Consider the following 17,196-nt stretch of genomic DNA (forward strand, 5'->3'; position numbering starts at 1 on the left):
GTTTTTTGTTTCATTGCTATCTAATCTTTCCAGATCCGTTTATTTTCCACCCGTTTTGTAAAGCCCAACGCATCCAATCTTTCCAAAAATGGAATCATGTATTTCCTTGAAAGCTCAAGGACTTCTTTTGCAGCACCGACTTCAAACCCTGAATCCGTTTGATTTCGTAGTTTATCAACGGCAGCTGTAAACACGTCACCATGATAGGCAAACTGTTCATCTAATTGAACAATCAACCTTTGGTCCTCAAGAAAGCGTTTTAAGTCGGCCCCAAGATTGTCGGGAATGCCCGCATTTAAAAAATAGTCCTTCATGTTACGCACCTTTAATCCGTCCATCCTCAATTCTTCCAGCATATTTTCAGTCCGCTTCGCCCAGTTTTTCGGAACATGGGGACCAAAAGATGCCAGAGAAACAAATTGCTCTTTTCGTTTAAAGACTCCATTCGTAATCCCTTTTTCGACGACAAAATCAAGCAAGGATTTAGGAAATCCTTTTTTAATTGTTTGCAAAAGTTCGGCTTTATTTATTCCTGCTTTCATCGAATGGGCATGATGGAATTCCTGTAATCGATCGAAAATATCCTCCTCAATCGAATTAATCAATAATTGAAGTGTATATTCTTTTCCATTATATAAAACAAATTCTTCTGCGGCTAAGTGCGCCGTTAATGCAGCCTCATCAAGAGAGGTCCGTTTAATCAACTCATGTAACGGCAGACTTTTGGCCTCAATTAAAGCGGCATTTATCCGTTCTTTAGGTGAGCCTACTTTTTTCTTTTCCAGTTCTTCAATGGTTTGGTTACCAAAACGATACTTATTTCCACGCGGGTCAATGACCCAGCCGCCGCCAATCGTCTCTTGCGGGCTTGGCCTGCGTAAAATAAAGCGATCACCTCGTTTTGTGAGAATTTCCTCCTCAAGCCTGAGCTGACAAAGGATTTCTCCATTTTCCTCGGTCAGTTCGTTACGGTCAAAAAAAACAATCCGTCCCATTACTTCAGTCGTTCCGATATGAAGTTTAATTGGCATGCGCTGTTTGACCATATGTTCAAGATCATCGACCACACGTATCGCTACATCTACTGTCTTCGTCACAATGAAATGCTCCGATGAAACTAGGACTTCTCCACGCTCCAGATCTTCTTTGGATACTCCCGAAAGGTTTATGGCGGTACGCTGACCAGCATAAGCCTTTTGCGCTGATTGATGGTGAACCTGGATTTGCCTGGCTCTAACCTCCAGCCCTTTCGGCATTATTTTCAGCATTTGTCCTTCCTCGACCGTACCTTCATAAACAGTGCCGCGAACAACTGTCCCTTGCCCCTTTACCGTAAAGACTTGGTCAATAGGCAGACGGAATGCCCCTTTCGCATCACGCATCTCTTGTTCCTTAAGCGTTTGAATGATTAATTCTTTGATTTCATCAATCCCCTTTTTAGAAAGGCTATCGACTAAAACAAATGGAGCATCCTCAAAAACGGTTCCGGTAAGCTCTGCTAAAATATCATCCTTGACAAGCTCGATAAATTCTTCATCCACCCTGTCAATTTTGGAAATGGCGACAAGGCCTTTTTTTACACCTAAGAATTTTAAAATATCAAGATGTTCTCTTGTCTGCGGCATTACACCCTCATCTGCGGCAACGACAAGCACCACCAAGTCAATACCAGCCACACCGGCAATCATTTGCCGAATAAACCGTTCGTGTCCCGGAACATCAATGACAGAGATTTGTATCTCATTGTCTTCATATAATGGCGCAAAACCGAGTTCAATCGAGATTTGGCGCTCTTTCTCTTCTTTTAAGCGGTCTGTATCTACATTGGTTAACGCTTTTGTTAACGATGTTTTTCCATGATCGATATGTCCCGCCATACCAATCGTAAAATATCTTTTTTCCAAGATTGCCACCTACTTTATCGATCTTCCCTTCTACTGTAGCTTTAATATCACTATTGTTCAAGAGAACTTTTTTAGACCTTTTTTTCACGATTCCTCCACATTCATGGCGTCCACAGCTTTCATTCTTATGCTATGTTGATAAAAAGAACATTTAAACAACAAAGGAAGATTGCAAATGAAAAGATTTGTTTGGCCCATGGTTGCAGGTGTCATGCTATTAGCTGCTTGCCAGAATAGTGAACCAAAAGCAAGCGAAGTGAAGCAAACGGCTGAAAAGTCTGCGCAAACCGTTGAGAAGAAAACAGACTCCACCTTCCCATATCCGAATTTATTGGCTGGGAAGGGTGAAGCCTATTCTCTTCTAGTCATCGGGGAGCAGGATGACCAATCACCGATTGAGGATAACCAAAAGGTTGTCAAGGATGTAAAGACGATTTTGAGTTTACCCTCACGTGAAATGGTCCAGAAAGTATACCCTGAACTGCACATGAAAAGTAACGCGGCATACATTCTTTTTGATAAGAGCGAAGTTGTTCTTCAATCGAAGAACTTAAAGGAACTGACTAGCTTCCTCCAGGAAAATCCGGCCCACTAGCAAAAAAACAGAAAAAATTCTGGTCTCGCCGGCATTCCGATGCTGTTTGCCTACCCATTATTACCGAAATAGTTACTTACCTTTATTTTAATGTTAGTATGGATTTCGGCCATTTGAAAAATTTATTGTAGCCTTCGCCGTGTTGATGCCCACTGGCACTCAGAAAGGTTTTCAGTGCCCATGGGGGGGGAATGAATGCCCACGGGCACTCAGAGAAGTTTTCAGTCCCGTGGAGGGGGAAAATGGAGCCCACTGGCACTCAGAAAGGTTTTCAGTGCCCATGGGGGGGGAAATGAATGCCCACCTGGCACTCAGAAAGGTTTTCAGTGCCCATGGAGGGGGAAAATGGGTGCCCACGGGCACTCAGAAAGGTTTTCAGTGCCCATGGAGGGGGAAAATGAATGCCCACGGGCACTCAGAGAAGTTTTCAGTACCCGTGGAGGGGGAAAGTAGATGCCCACGGGCACTCAGAGAGCTTTTCAGAGCCCATTCATGAAGATGGTGTTTTTTTGATAAATGAAACGAATGCTCAACCTATATAAATCCCTCGATTCCATCCCCGCTTGCCTCAAGCCGCTCCGTATGCTCGTCATATAAATTCCAAGCCCATTCGTGGATGCTGTCAGGGTCCACAGTTTTCCACTGATCTATTTCTTGAATCACATCAGTTCCAAACGCTAATTGGGTTAATCTTTTCATAATCACAAAAGATGAATAAGGATGTGGGAATGTTGGATCATTTTTGCTTTCATAAAAAAATTTCTCTAGCAATCTAATCGATTTAGATTCATAAATGAGCTCCACTAGCTTTGCTCTGTATTCTAAGTCCTTTGATGATAAGTTAGGAAAACGAGAATAATCGCTTAGATGCTGGGCCTCATGCTTTAAATAACTAACCTGGAACTCACTGCTTTCAAAGGTAGTTTTCTTGTTCCGTGGTCGATCATTTACATAATAGAGTCCCTCTGATTTCGCCCAGCCACCGGCAAATTTTTCCCCAAAGGTGGAAAAATGAATCCAGCTTTGCATTATAAAATTGGATAGGAAGTAAACTGTTACCTCCTGTGTTTGGTGTGGAAGTTCAACCGTAAATTTCTTCCTCTCCGTCGTTTTCCAGATATATGGCCCTCTGAATGGGGCTGTCACCCCGCCTAAAAAGGAGTAGCCTTTCTCCCTATATATCACTTCTAATTTATCTTCCAAATAGTCTAGGTCGGTAGGAGAATGGGCATCGGGAAGCAATGCTTCTAACGACAGTGCTAATAGACTTTCCGCTTCCTCGACATCTTTTCCTGTTAATACCAAGGTAAAATACTGATAATAAATCAATAGTACCTTTCTAATCCATGGATCCTCGGTTTTAAAACGGTACATCGGCTTTTCTCCAAAAAACCGGTGATAATACCTTGATTCTAATTCCTGATATTTTTTACTTTTATCAGGTATAGAACGTAGGTACTCATAGGCAGCTGTGACATCCCCTTGAAGGCAATAAGCATAAAATTTTGACTCGTCCATCGTGTTCCCCTCTTATTCTGAAGTTTTCTATAATGACTATATTAGCTCTTTTTCAAGAAATTCCTTTAAAAAGTTCTTCTGATAAAGGGAAATGACGACTCGTTGTCAAATTTCTAATAGAAGATATCGAAATTTGGAGGATTATTATGATCAAAATAGTGAAGGTTTTGCCGGAAGAAGAGACCATTTTACATAATCTAATGCAATTTTACATTTATGAATTTAGCCAGTTTATGCCAACTATAACGTTAGAAGGAGATGGTTCATACGAGCCGTTTGATTTAACTCCCTTCTGGAGCAGCCCCGATTATCATCCCTTTTTCATAAAAAAGGAAGATGAATTGATTGGGTTTGCTCTTGTCGAAAGTGCGACAGAATCCGAGCCGAACGCGATATTAGAATTCTTTATCATTCGGAAATATGTTGGTAAAGGCTACGGTAAAATAGCCGCAATAGAACTATTTACTTTATTCCCTGGTAAGTGGCACATCACACAAATAGAAAAGAACTATCCTGCCCAAGCGTTTTGGAGAAGTACAATTTCAAAATTCACGGCCGGAAAGTATAGCGAAAGATACGATGAAAATAGAAAGTCTATACAGGAGTTTGATACGAATTTAATAGGTTAAAAACAATAAAGGAAGATTGATTGGAATCTTCCCTTTATTTATTTTATTTGCCAACATCTATCGTTAGTAAATCCTTTTCTAACATCTCTTTCTCATTTTCGTTTTCTACTTTTTGTGCGTATTCCATTGCTAATTGTTGGTGCTTTTTCGATAGATTTTGTTGACCCAAAAGAACATTTGCCCGACTCATCGCTTCATAGCCATATCCAATATAAAATGGTTCAATCTTATTCTCCATGCTTACATCCAAGCAACGTTTTGCATAAAAAAGCGCTCTCTCCCCAAGACCAGCAATTGCATATACTCTAGATAACTGCCAATATCCGATTGATAGATTTTTAGGCGTGTGATCCTCTACCTGTGTCCAATGCCAAAAGGATGTATGGGCAAGATGAATCATTTTAGCTTCCTCTTCTTTAGTTCTTTCATTTAAATCTAGCAGGTCCCAGACGGCATTAAAACAATTTACGGCCAATTGCTTGTGTGAAAACGTTGCATTCATCTTTCCTCAACCCTTCTTTTTTCAAAATTACTTATAAATAACCCCGGTACAACCTCAAGGTCACAAACCCGCTTATAGCCATTTTTCAGATATAAGTTTTTAGCAGGAGGATTCTCTTTGCCTGTTGATACTTTTAACACTGCCCATTCCTTATTAAATTCCTCCACAAAGTTCAACAACCTTTGGGCAATTCCTTTACGAAAATGATTGGGATGGACGACCATGCGGCAAATCGTCAGCTCCTTTCCTTCTATCGTATAGGAAAGAGCACCCGCGAATTTATTTTCATCAAAATATCCTAAAAATGTTTCCCCGCATTCTATTAAATCTTCCATCGATTCTAGTAAAGGGGGGATTTCGAAAAAGTTGATTAACTTTGCCTCAACAAGATATGAGACTCTTTGCAGCTCAAACAATTCCTTAACGATACCTTCATTTTGTAAATCAAGCTGTTTTATCATTCAACCATCCTTTGAATTGAAAATTATCTTATTTCCATTTTACCAAATACATTGAATAATCACTCCTCTATTAAAAAAAATGTTAAAATCAAATTGAATGGCATTCCATCGGTATAATAAGGAGAACTTAATTTGAAGGCATTAAAATCAATTATTTATTGGGTACTTTCGTTAATTGCTATGGTAATCTTTGCAGTAGTAATTTTTATTTTGATACAATTCATGCAAGAAAAGCTTTTTGTGCCGGGAAAGTATATTATGTGGGTTAGTAAATCCCCCGCTTCAAGATTGGTACTTATTTACCTTGGATTTTTCCTCCTAGTTTATAGAGATTTTAGAAAATGGATTTCCAGGCTTTTTAAAAGACATAAAAAATCCTTTATTACTATTTTTGGACTTCTAAATATCATTTTGCTATATACCATACTCACAAATATTACAGTATTAACGCAAAAGACGATAATTGACCATTCATTTCTATCCCCTAATGGAAAGGGATATGGCTACAGTGATATTAGCAAGATAAATGCAGGCGTGTACGGAGAAAGACAATTCTTTGGGCATTCAAAAGGTGATTTTTTTTACATCATCGAGCTGAATGATGGCAGCAAAATAGACTTAGCTGATGTAGATTTTATGGGAGCAAAAAACGAAGAAGATCCTCGATTTATCCTTGAAAAGTTGGATAAAAAATTAGTTAACATGGGGATTCCTAAAAAAGCAAGTATGGACAATTTTAAGTATACGACCAGAAATCTGGATAAGATTTATACCGATAAAATTCGGAGCATTTTAAAAAACACCAAATAAAAACAACATTGAAATTGCAAAGAATATCCCACACAAAAAAGTGAGGGATATTCTTCAATTCATGCTACCTTTATTGCCTTTCCAAATGGCACCCTCGGTAAGAATGCACCAGGGACGAGCCAAAACAATTCATAATCGACTTTTTCCATTTCTTCTGAAAAAAAGCCGGTTACATCTGTTATATAAAAAAGCGTATCCAGGTTCTCCTCTTTTGCCCACTCCAACACCAATGTATAGGAAGATTTCCCATGTGTGTAGTATTTAATCGTATCACTTTTTACAGGGGAAATACTTCTAATTTTAAAATCTGCTTGAACCAATATCGTATCTGGCTTCAATTGCTCAAACAGTTTAACTATGTTATTAATCAGATCCCCTGGTGCTTCATTCGTGGAAGTATCTACAGCTAAGCCGACTTTTTTGTCCTGCCGCTCCTGTATCATTGAGAGTATTGTTTTATGCCATCTCAACTCCATCAACCCCTTTGTTTGAATGAGTGAACCATCTTATTTTGGGCTACAAAGAAAGGGTTTATGATTGGATAAATGCGGGAAAATAAAAGCCTATTAGTGTGGAGAAACTATTTCCTGATAGTGCTTGGCAACGTGCTTCCAATCCTCAATAAATAATGACCATAGGTTGGGACGGCGTCTAACCGCTAATGGATGGTATGCAACGGCTGTCGGAAATCCTTGTACATCATGCATCGCACCGCGCAGTTTTTTAACTTCAGCCTCCGGGTTTTGGAAAAAGGATTGGACAGCAACATTTCCTAAGCAAAGAATAAGCTTCGGTTTTTTCTCCTGAAGCTGCTGGTCAAGATGATTCATACAAGTTTGGCGGACTTGTTCCTTATCATAAGCGCGCACGGGTTTTCTTTTTAAAATAAATGTCACGTACAAATCTTCCCTAGTCAGACCAACTTCACCAGCTGCTTGCTGCAATGTTTGCCTTGTCCCGCAGACGATTGAATTTCCTTCACGGTCCTCTCGGGCTCCTGGGTTATCGAGAATAATCATAATCGGTGCATGCGGGTTACCTTCCCCCCAGATCATCCGTGATCCCTGCTTATCAAGACCGCATTCACAGCAATTCTTAAGGTCCTCAGGGGTAGGTTCTTCCGGCCAGAGGGCTGGACAAAAATCAGACAATGAATTCACTCCTAGATTGGTTTTTAACACAATCATTAGGGTATCCAAACAAAAAATTATTAATAATACTGAAGATGAATTACCTTTAACCTTTTCCAATTAGACTTCCAGTTTTTCTTAACAATACGGTTTTCATAGATACCTGATAGCTTCTTGTTTTTGATAAAATAGGGCGTTGGTTTAACTACCAAATTGATTACATCATGTATTCCGTGAGGGGCTTTTAAAATAAGATTATCGGTTTCATCTAATTTTACTCCCAGAGCTGTTGCTGTTTCGGGAAATTTCGAAATAGCATCTTCAGCCGATGAATAAGGTGATATATTATTTGCGATGTGCATCCTTGCTTCATTCTTTACCGACCATGGTAGATCTGGAAAAATCAATTTTAGTTTTAACTCAAGCTCTTTCTCGGTGGATTCATCAAGATTTTTTGGATCAAAATAAATTACATCAATATCTGGTATGGGGGTTCTTTCTTTCATTTCGTGTAAAACATCCCAGATTTTTGAACGAACAAAACCGGCACAAACCCACCAATCTGGCAAATTCAATGACCTGGCTGCCTTTAATATATCCATCATCCATTTATCGTTTTTTATTAAATCCAGTATATCTTTTTCGGTTTCCATCAAATCAAACTTCTCCTTAATGAAATGTAGTCCTTACCAATTCTTTAAATGTTCGACATTTCCTTTTCTTTATAAGTGTCATCAAAAAGGATTCGGTGATAACCTCGCTTAAAATCCCAATCAATTTTTAAAAATTAATGTCTAACCGTTTTTTTAGTCTCCAATAATACAACCACGTCCTGACTGAGTATGAGCCGAAGGAGAGAATTGCCAGTAACATGATAATCATACCGATAATGTCTATTTTTCCTAGTCCCCTAAGACTCATTATCTCAATTCTAAATCCTATATTAAAAATATAAGCGATAATTAAAGGTAGAAATAGACACGAATAGGTGATTGCTATCCGTTTCGCATGTTTTAATTGATGTGATTTGTCACTGTAAATTTGCGGCCTTGCTTCATTCTCTGCATATTCACGGCTCCAGATAGACCATTTTTGTAACGAACCTAAAGAATTAAAAACCATCTTCCAACCTGCTTCTCTGTGGATATCGAAATAGCTTTCTTCGGCAATATTTTGATAATCTGCACAATAACTTACATGACGTGGGTGACCAATAACAAAATAGAAAGTTCCTGCTTTACTTACACGGTAAAGATTAAGTCCTTTTAACTCCATTGTTTCTAGCCACGTTTCAAGCCTGTCCGGTGCATACATCCAGCCAAGCTTTCTTTTGACAATCATCTGCCCTGACCGTTTCAACTGCTTTTCTTCCTCTTTCGGCAGTCGTCCTTCTAACAGACTTTTACTGTGATCTATATTTTGATTTGTTTTTTCCCGAATCAAATTCTTGTTATTCTTATGAATTTTAATAACGGAATAAATCGCTACGGTCAATATCGCTAGTACAGCGCCAAAATATATATAGGTGAAAATCCAATAAGGACTTTCGACAACTTCCACTTGTGAATCTGGTGAAAAAATAGCAACGCTTAATATACTAAGAAAAATCATGGCAGTAATGGCAAAATAGCTTAATATACCTCCGAAAATATACATAATCACCCGATTATGTTTGATGATGCCTTCACGAACAGAGGATGTTTTTATCTGATCAAGAGGTTTTTCATTCGCTGTGACAAACCAGTTTCCACTCTGTAAAACCTTCGTCCATCCCTCAGATAATAAGCCTTTGGACAACGCCTCCCCCTGCATCTTGTCGTACCCGATTCGGTAGGTCAGTTTCTTCGGCTCACCTTGTTGAAAGAAAAAGCATCGAGTTCCGCGATTAATTCGTATTAAAAAGTACCCTTTTTCAGCCATAGACGAGAGCCATTCTTCTGTTTTTTGTACATCGTAGCTCCAGAATGGTCTAAATACCTTTTTAATCATAAGAAATCCCCCTCGTAATTCAATGCATTCCTATGCAGTTCCTTAAGTCTAGTTATCTCAAAGGTAATTAATTTTTTCCCAATCTCTGTCACCTCATAAACAGTCTTTCTTTCTTCATCAGCAAAGACGGTGATAATCCCATCCTTCTGCATTTTCGTCAACGTTCCATATACTGTTCCTGACCCTAATTGAATTCTTGAGCGGGTAATTTCCTCGACGTGTTTAACAATACCGTACCCATGGCGCGGTTCAGTTAAGGACAGGAGAATGTAAAACGCGGTTTCTGTCATCGGTACATACTTTTTCAAGACTTTATCAATATCCAAAATCCTCACCTCTCAGTACCTATTTCCTCATTAATAAATCATCTAACTATGTCGTAAGTAAATATGTCTTATCGTGACTATATCACGACGCGACATATTATTCAAGCTGATTTTTACCAAACATTGTAATTGTCTTAATAAGGGTGAACAAGTGCTTAATATACTTATAACAGTAAAATAAGTTATGTTATAATAAAAATACTAATTTTTCAGAAAATGGTATCCATCATCATATTCATACGATAGGTTATTACAAAATGAGGAGGAACACAATTTGAAGTATGACGCGATTGTGGTTGGTGCCGGCCTTGCGGGTTTAGTGGCAACAGCGGAGCTTGCAGATGCCGGAAAGAAAGTGCTTCTATTAGATCAAGAGCCCGAAGCCTCACTCGGTGGACAGGCATGGTGGTCGTTTGGCGGTTTGTTTCTTGTCGATTCACCCGAACAAAGGAGAATGGGAATAAAGGATTCCCACGCGCTTGCCTGGCAGGACTGGTTAGGATCCGCGGGGTTTGACAGAGAAGATGAGGATTATTGGGGTAAAAAGTGGGCAGAGGCTTATGTTGAATTCGCTGCTGGTGAAAAACGTAAATGGTTATACGATATGGGTGTACGTTTTTTCCCGGTGGTGGGCTGGGCTGAGCGTGGTGGATATACGGCTGAAGGACATGGCAACTCTGTACCGCGATTTCACATTGTCTGGGGGACCGGTCCGGGTCTTGTAAAACCATTTGAGGAAAGAGTGCGCGAGGCGATGAAAAAAGGTATTGTTGATTCCCGGCCGCGACACCGGGTGAATGAATTACTTAAAAAGAATGGTGCTGTGATTGGAGTCCGGGGGGATATACTTGTTCCAAGCTCCGTTGCACGCGGGGAAGCTAGCTCTCGTGAGATCATTGGAGATTTTGAGTCCTATGCGCAAGCGGTCATGGTGACCAGCGGCGGGATTGGCGGGAACCATGACCTGATTAGAAAAAATTGGCCTGCGCGGCTCGGCACAGCACCCAAGAATATGATTTCCGGCGTGCCAGAACATGTAGACGGGAGAATGCTGGCGATTACAGAGCAAGCCGGAGGGCGAATCGTTAATAGGGACCGGATGTGGCACTATACCGAAGGCATTAAAAACTGGGACCCCGTTTGGCCAATGCACGGTATCCGTATCCTCCCAGGTCCATCCTCCCTTTGGCTGGATGCAAAAGGCCGACGTTTCCCTGCGCCAAACTTCCCGGGATTTGATACACTGGGAACCCTTGATGCGATTATGAAGACTGGCTATGATTATTCCTGGTTCATTTTAACACAGAAAATAATTGAGAAAGAGTTTGCCTTATCAGGCTCAGAACAAAATCCTGATTTGACGGGAAAGAGTATTAAAAAGGTATTAGCTCGGATTCTTCCTGGGCCAACTGACCCAGTGCAGGCATTCATGGATAAAGGCGAAGATTTCGTTATCGCGGGAACACTTCCTGAACTCGTTGCCGGAATGAACAAGCTTACTGGTGAAAACTTGCTTAATCTTGCCGAGATTGAACGGCAAATTCTTTCTAGAGACCGGGAAATGGAAAACAAATTTACGAAGGATCTCCAGATTACCGCGATGCGTGGCGCTCGTCATTATCTTGGAGACAAACTAATAAGAGTTGCATCTCCGCATAAAATTCTTGATCCAAAAATGGGGCCTTTAATCGCTGTTCGTTTAAATATCGTCAGCCGAAAGACGCTGGGCGGGCTGCAAACGGATTTATCTGGAAGGGTCTTGGATTCGTCTGGGGGTGCCGTTCCAGGTCTTTACGCTGCTGGCGAGGTTTCCGGGTTTGGGGGCGGTGGAATTCACGGTTATCGCTCACTTGAAGGCACGTTTGTCGGAGGGTGTCTGTTTACAGGCAGGCAGGCGGGGCGTGCATTGGCTGCCGAATTAAAATAAAGTTACTATTTTTAAACTTTAAATAACAAAATGAGTTTTTTGTTACCGATAGGGCGATTTTTTTGGCTCACGAGCACAATTAATCATTTAAAATGCAAAAGAGCAGTGAGGCTTCATGTAGGCATCACTAATTTTTATAGATTATTTCTGAACTCTTCACAGTGCCCATGCAAGGCTTTTTTTCACCTCGATGAGCACTCTGAGCTCTTCACAGTGCCCATGCGAGGCTTTTTTTGGTCACGACGGGCACTCTGAACTCTTCACAGTGCCCATGCAAGGCTTTTTTTCACCTCGACGGGCACTCTGAACTCTTCACAGTGCCCGTACGAAGCCTTTTTTGGTCACGATGGGCACTCTGAGCTCTTTACAGTGCCCATGCGAGGCTTTTTTTGGTCACGACGGGCACTCTGAACTCTCCACAGTGCCCGTACGAAGCCTTTTTTGGTCACGATGGGCACTCTGAACTCTTCACAGTGCCCATGTGAGGCTTTTTTTCACCTCGATGAGCACTCTAGACTCTTCTCAGTTACCTATTAGGGCATTTCTAACAAAAGATCTAATTCGTAAACATAAATTCGGTCCTACTCCCCGTCTGATCGGCAATCACCTCAAGTCTAACATCGATCCGTTCTTTTAATTCCGGAACATGTGAAATGATTCCAACCAAACGACCACTGCTTTGGATATCCATTAACGCTTCAATTGCCTGGTCAAGTGACTCGGGGTCCAAAGTACCGAAACCTTCATCGATAAACATCGTTTCCAGCGAAACACCGCCCGCATAATTTTGCACGACATCCGCCAAGCCCAATGCTAACGATAAAGAGGCCTTGAAGCTTTCTCCGCCCGATAAGGTTTTCACATGGCGTTCCTGCCCTGTATATTGGTCATAGACAAGTAATTCCAAACCGCTTTGGGCATTTCCTTTTGAACGATCTGTTTTGCGCAGCAATTCAAAACGCCCTGAAGTCATTTTTCTTAAGCGTCCATTGGCCTCTCGCAAAATATCATCTAAAAAGGCAGCCAGAACATACCGTTCAAAGGTAATTTTGAAGTTATTTTGACCCTTGGCAATTTCGTAGAGGTGACCAATTAACTTATAACGCTCTTCAAGTACCTTCATATTTTCATTCAATTGCTCAACACGCTGATAAATTTCTTCATTGTCCCGCTTTTTAACAAATAGATTGGTGTGTTGCTGAGTAAGTGCCTCGATTTCGCTGGATAGTTTCGCAAGCGCGAGCTTTATTCCCTCCACATCAGGCGTTTTCACGTCCATTAACCGCTCCGTTAATTCCTCTAAACGGTCTGACACCGAGCGTAATTCTTCGCGATAGCTGCGGATTTCAGCCTCTATGCGGCGAATCTCACCTTCCGTTTGCTTCGAAGCGTTGTAAATAGTAAAGTTTTCAAAGCCTTGTTCAGAAAGTCTATTTTTAAAAATTTCACGTTCCGTTTCGAGTTCCTGTTGTTTGCTAACCTTGTGCTTTTCGGCATCTTGTAATCGAACCGTTTCATTGGAAAGTTGTAAGTTAACTGTTTGAAGTCGCTGCTGGGCTTCTTCGAGCTGTTTCACTAACTTTTCATGACGGTTTCGAGCAGCTGCAAGTGCCTTTTCGTAAGTTGTTTCAGAACGAAGTTGTTCTGGAATGATGTTCATCATTCTAGTAAGATTCGTGTTCTTTTCGGTAAATTGGACGGTGAAATCATTCACCTCAGCTGCAAACTGCTGAATCGCATTTTGTAATGCCGCTTTCTCAGTTTCTCTTTTCTCTATTTCCAGCCTTACCTTATCAAAATGCTTGATCTGCTCAGCAAGATTCCCCTGAATTTGCGAAAGACTATTTTTAGCAGTAGCAACCTCTACTTTTGCATATGGTATATCTTTTTCAACAACATCCGCCCGGTAAGTACGTATTTCTTGAAAAATTTCCCCTACTGCTTCCTTTTGTGTTCTCTCAACCGATTGACTTTGGTAAAATTCCGCTTCCACTGAAGACTTTTCTTTTTCCCATTTGGTCACTTGCTCCTTAGCTGCTTTCATATCCCTTTCATTCGGAACACTTTCGTCCTGTTTTAATGCCGGTGAAGGATGATCCAACGAGCCACAAACCGGACATGCTTCTCCGGTGTGAAGCTTAGCCGCTAGAATTGCAGCCTGACCATGGAGCCACTTTTTCTCCATTTCATCAACAAGTGCCTTTGCATCCAATAATCTCCCAGCTGTATTTTCATAACGCCCCGTTACTACCTTAAGATTTTGCACTGCTGTTTGATGCCTTCTTAGCAGTGTTTCATATTTTTCAAAGCGAACTATTTCAGTCTGCAGTTTGTCAATTTTTGCTTCATTTTCTAAATAGCTTAGCTTTCCCTTTTCAATCTCATCCTTTTGCAGTTGAAGGGATTTTAGTCGGTCCTCCAATTGTTCAAGATTGGCTTCTGAATTATGATGCTTCTCTTTAGCATTTTTTAAAGAGGATTTCAATCCAGCCGCATCTTTTGCTAATGCTGTCAACGAATATACATCGGCTTTCATATTTGCAAGACGATTAACCTCTTCGAGTGCAGCCTGGCGGTCCCCTTCACGCTCAAGCTCGCTCTGAAGCTGTTGCTCATGCTGTATTAAAAGGCCGCCCAATTTTTCCATTTCTGCTTTCAATAAATTCACGTTTATTTCCAGCTTGTCCACTTCTCGCTTAATGCGGTGACAAAGCTCTTCTTGTTTTACCAAAACAGCCGCCTTTTGCGCTCTTTGCACCTGCTTTTCTTTTTCAACAAAAAGCTGCTCTTGAGAGACAAGTGCCGCTTTTTGTACCCGCAATTCCTTTTTCGTTTGCAGCTGTTTCAAAATCGCTTCTGCTTCAAAAAGCTGTCCTTTTAGTCGATCCTGCTCTTGGACTTTATCTTTCAATTTGCTATTCAGATCTTCCAGCTTTTCACCCATACCACTAATTTCTGCTTGTAAAAGCGGCATGATAATCGTGTCATTCACACTATCCCCATCCAGGTATTGACGGAGTTCTTCATTTGTTACCGCTTGAATGCGGCGAATCGCTTCGCTTCGTGTTTGAACCTGATCCTCAACAGACCTTTTCAGCTCGGTTGCTTCCACCTTCAACTTATCTTCGACCATTTTGTAAAGCTGGGTATGGAATAAGCGCTGTAGAATCAATTCCTTGTCCTTACTGTCAGAGGTCAACAGCTTGCGGAATTCCCCCTGTGGAATCATTAAGATTTGCCGGAATTGGTTGGCATCAATCAGCATGATTTCCTTTATTTTTTCCTCGACATCATTGATTTTAGAGGCAAGCAGCTTTTTCTCACCGTCTTCATCCCACATATATAATTCAGCTTTCGCTCCAAGCTGGGTAAATCCCTCGCCTTTTTTCTTTTTAGGCTGCTGTGGTGACCGTGTAATGGAATACACCTTGTTTCGTAGAGAAAAGTCAAGGGAAACCTCAGTTAACAGGTCATCGGAGGCAAACTGGCTTCGAAGTTCGGGACCATTGCGGTCCTCCCCGCTTGCTTTCCCATAAATGGCATAACTAATCGCATCAAAAATCGTTGTTTTACCTGCACCGGTTTTCCCGGAAATCACAAACATGGTGCGATTGCCAAGCTTAGAAAAGTCAATGGTTTCACTGCCTGCATAAGGACCAAACGCCTGCATTGTCAGTTTTAAAGGTTTCATCTTGCGCTTTCCTCCCTTAGCACTTTTCCAATAATATCAGCCATAACCTCTTTTTTATCTACTGAAAATTCAGAAGTGGTCATTTCTGCGTAAAATTGCTCAAATAGCTCAATTTCTGACTTTTTCTCACTACGGATCGCACTGAACGATTGTTTTTTCTTCAAATCCGTTAGATCAATTTTTCGCTCAAGATGGAGGACATTTGGATACACCTGCCGCAATTTATTGATTGGATCGATTAACGCCCCTTCATCAAGCAAGGTAATTTTTAAATAATCATGGAGCCGTTGTTTTTCGTAAAAGTGAGGATCAAGTAATTCCTCCAAATGTCCCTCAAGCTCGCGCATATCATGGGTCGGTATCAGTGAGCGATAACGGTGCGTAAACTGGCCTTTTTCGTCCATTTCAATGATGGAGATGGACTTTCTTTGTTTGGCTTCGGAAAAGGAATATTTTAGAAGAGAACCTGAATATTTCACTTTGTTGTGGTTGATGGCGTCAGGACTATGCAAATGGCCAAGGGCCGTGTAGGAAAACGGTTCGAACAATTCGGCGCCTACACATCCAGATCCTCCAACAGATAACACACGTTCTGAATCGGATGTCTGACCTCCCAAAACGAAGGCATGTCCAACTAAGACATTCGGCTCATTCGGATTTAAGGTTTCTTCCATTTTTCCAATCAGCGCCTTCATCGCCTCTTGATGTGAATGAATCGAGTCATCCCCAAGAAGCTGACGGACAACCCCCGGTTCTGCATAAGGAACGAGATAGAAATTCACACCATTAATAGGAACAGGCTTGAAGCTGTTTGTCAGTTTTCCCGATAGATAGAATTGGCTATGCTTGTACCATGAACTGCCGAATGAAAGGCGTTCGGCACTATCATGATTTCCGGCAATTGCGACAACTGGCGTTTTTAGCTCAACATTGATTTTAAATAGCATTTCATCAAGTAACTCAACGGCATCGGTTGGCGGCACCGAACGGTCATAGAGATCTCCGGCAATGACTACCGCATCGGGCCTCTCTTCAGCGACGATGGCCACAAATTGCTCAAGTGCCTCGCGCTGATTTTCCGTCATATAAACCCCATGGACCAGTTTTCCTAAATGCCAATCGGCGGTATGGATAAATTTCATCTGCTCACCCCTGTTTTTTTGTTCATTACTACCATTATAGCAAAATATCATTGATAATGAGCTTGGAAATGATAGCAGATTACTGGAACAACGGGTATTTTATCCATTTTAAAACAACAAAAAACAGCCCGGCACAAATGTCCGGGCTGTTATAGTAGATTACAAGATTATTTTTTAGTTACGTTAGCAGCTTGTGGTCCACGAGCTCCTTCAACTACTTCGAAAGATACTTCTTGACCTTCTTCTAAAGTTTTGAAACCTTCTGTTTGGATGGCAGAATAATGAACGAATACGTCGTTACCGTCCTCAGCTTCGATGAATCCAAAACCTTTTTCTGAGTTAAACCATTTTACTTTACCGTTTTTCATGTAAAAAAATCCTCCTATTGGCTTACAGACAAGCCATGTGTAAATTCACCAAATTACAACGTGATAGATATACCTTCATTTCCTTATCCAAACATCGGTTAAAACTTTGAACAAGCTTCAAGCATAAAACCTTATCTCGTGCAACGGCTAATTAAAATTTACCATATTTTTAGCCAAAATGTCAATATATGAACGAATGACATA

The 17,196-nt window shown here is 40.9% G+C and carries 16 protein-coding genes; 4 read left to right on the forward strand and 12 right to left on the reverse strand.

The window, feature by feature from the left end:
- Nucleotides 1–20: 20 nt before the first annotated feature.
- Entirely contained in the window at nucleotides 21–1,904 is a 1,884-nt protein-coding gene (selB, locus tag BSO02S_RS07795) for a selenocysteine-specific translation elongation factor (RefSeq protein WP_084374940.1), read from the reverse strand.
- A 175-nt stretch (nucleotides 1,905–2,079) separates the two neighbouring features.
- Between selB and BSO02S_RS07800 the strand changes: the two genes are divergently transcribed.
- Complete coding sequence (locus BSO02S_RS07800) at nucleotides 2,080–2,499, forward strand: hypothetical protein (protein WP_066064962.1); 420 nt, start codon at nucleotides 2,080–2,082, stop codon at nucleotides 2,497–2,499.
- Between the two features lie 534 nt (nucleotides 2,500–3,033).
- On the opposite strand, the gene BSO02S_RS07805 is transcribed toward BSO02S_RS07800, so the two are convergent.
- Nucleotides 3,034–4,017: a hypothetical protein gene (locus BSO02S_RS07805; RefSeq protein ID WP_066064965.1), complete on the reverse strand. Its 984-nt coding sequence runs from the start codon at nucleotides 4,015–4,017 to the stop codon at nucleotides 3,034–3,036.
- Nucleotides 4,018–4,163: 146 nt separating this feature from the next.
- Between BSO02S_RS07805 and BSO02S_RS07810 the strand changes: the two genes are divergently transcribed.
- Complete coding sequence (locus tag BSO02S_RS07810; RefSeq protein ID WP_066064968.1) at nucleotides 4,164–4,646, forward strand: GNAT family N-acetyltransferase; 483 nt, start codon at nucleotides 4,164–4,166, stop codon at nucleotides 4,644–4,646.
- A 43-nt stretch (nucleotides 4,647–4,689) separates the two neighbouring features.
- Here BSO02S_RS07810 and BSO02S_RS07815 read toward each other — a convergent pair whose 3' ends face one another.
- Both BSO02S_RS07815 and BSO02S_RS07820 read right to left on the reverse strand, forming a co-directional pair.
- Nucleotides 4,690–5,148: a hypothetical protein gene (locus BSO02S_RS07815; RefSeq protein ID WP_066064971.1), complete on the reverse strand. Its 459-nt coding sequence runs from the start codon at nucleotides 5,146–5,148 to the stop codon at nucleotides 4,690–4,692.
- Nucleotides 5,145–5,609 (reverse strand): GNAT family N-acetyltransferase, encoded by a 465-nt coding sequence (locus tag BSO02S_RS07820; protein ID WP_066064975.1) that lies wholly within the window; start codon nucleotides 5,607–5,609, stop codon nucleotides 5,145–5,147. Before BSO02S_RS07820 ends, BSO02S_RS07815 begins: the two co-directional genes overlap by 4 nt.
- A 132-nt stretch (nucleotides 5,610–5,741) precedes the next feature.
- On the opposite strand from BSO02S_RS07820, the gene BSO02S_RS07825 reads away from it, so the two are divergent.
- On the forward strand, nucleotides 5,742–6,419 hold the full coding sequence (locus BSO02S_RS07825) for a hypothetical protein (protein ID WP_066064978.1): 678 nt from the start codon (nucleotides 5,742–5,744) through the stop codon (nucleotides 6,417–6,419).
- 59 nt (nucleotides 6,420–6,478) lie between these two features.
- Here the strand turns inward: BSO02S_RS07825 and BSO02S_RS07830 are convergent, their stop codons facing one another.
- The 5 genes from BSO02S_RS07830 to BSO02S_RS07850 form a co-directional block, all read right to left on the reverse strand.
- Nucleotides 6,479–6,889, reverse strand: a complete 411-nt coding sequence (locus BSO02S_RS07830; protein ID WP_066064982.1) for a vWA domain-containing protein — start codon at nucleotides 6,887–6,889, stop codon at nucleotides 6,479–6,481.
- A gap of 96 nt (nucleotides 6,890–6,985) precedes the next feature.
- Entirely contained in the window at nucleotides 6,986–7,570 is a 585-nt protein-coding gene (locus BSO02S_RS07835; protein ID WP_066065242.1) for a uracil-DNA glycosylase, read from the reverse strand.
- A gap of 59 nt (nucleotides 7,571–7,629) precedes the next feature.
- Nucleotides 7,630–8,202, reverse strand: coding sequence for a nucleotidyltransferase family protein (locus BSO02S_RS07840; protein WP_066065245.1), 573 nt, complete (start codon nucleotides 8,200–8,202; stop codon nucleotides 7,630–7,632).
- 127 nt (nucleotides 8,203–8,329) lie between these two features.
- The gene (locus BSO02S_RS07845) at nucleotides 8,330–9,538 is read right to left on the reverse strand and encodes a DUF2812 domain-containing protein (RefSeq protein ID WP_066064986.1); all 1,209 of its coding nucleotides are present in this window, start codon (nucleotides 9,536–9,538) and stop codon (nucleotides 8,330–8,332) included.
- The gene (locus tag BSO02S_RS07850) at nucleotides 9,535–9,864 is read right to left on the reverse strand and encodes a PadR family transcriptional regulator (protein WP_174524232.1); all 330 of its coding nucleotides are present in this window, start codon (nucleotides 9,862–9,864) and stop codon (nucleotides 9,535–9,537) included. The genes BSO02S_RS07845 and BSO02S_RS07850 overlap by 4 nt, the downstream gene beginning before the upstream one ends.
- Nucleotides 9,865–10,138: 274 nt before the next feature.
- Between BSO02S_RS07850 and BSO02S_RS07855 the strand changes: the two genes are divergently transcribed.
- Nucleotides 10,139–11,791, forward strand: coding sequence for an FAD-binding dehydrogenase (locus tag BSO02S_RS07855; RefSeq protein ID WP_066064991.1), 1,653 nt, complete (start codon nucleotides 10,139–10,141; stop codon nucleotides 11,789–11,791).
- A gap of 556 nt (nucleotides 11,792–12,347) precedes the next feature.
- Here BSO02S_RS07855 and BSO02S_RS07860 read toward each other — a convergent pair.
- From BSO02S_RS07860 to BSO02S_RS07870, 3 genes are all read right to left on the reverse strand, one after another.
- A complete protein-coding gene (locus tag BSO02S_RS07860; protein WP_066064993.1) occupies nucleotides 12,348–15,482 on the reverse strand; it encodes an AAA family ATPase in 3,135 nt (1,044 codons plus the stop codon).
- The gene (locus BSO02S_RS07865) at nucleotides 15,479–16,624 is read right to left on the reverse strand and encodes an exonuclease SbcCD subunit D (protein WP_066064996.1); all 1,146 of its coding nucleotides are present in this window, start codon (nucleotides 16,622–16,624) and stop codon (nucleotides 15,479–15,481) included. Before BSO02S_RS07865 ends, BSO02S_RS07860 begins: the two co-directional genes overlap by 4 nt.
- 167 nt (nucleotides 16,625–16,791) lie before the next feature.
- Nucleotides 16,792–16,992, reverse strand: coding sequence for a cold-shock protein (locus BSO02S_RS07870; protein ID WP_007083969.1), 201 nt, complete (start codon nucleotides 16,990–16,992; stop codon nucleotides 16,792–16,794).
- Between the last annotated feature and the right edge of the window lie 204 nt (nucleotides 16,993–17,196).

The sequence above is a fragment of the Neobacillus soli NBRC 102451 genome, from assembly GCF_001591665.1.
Lineage (GTDB): Bacteria > Bacillota > Bacilli > Bacillales > Cytobacillaceae > Neobacillus > Neobacillus soli.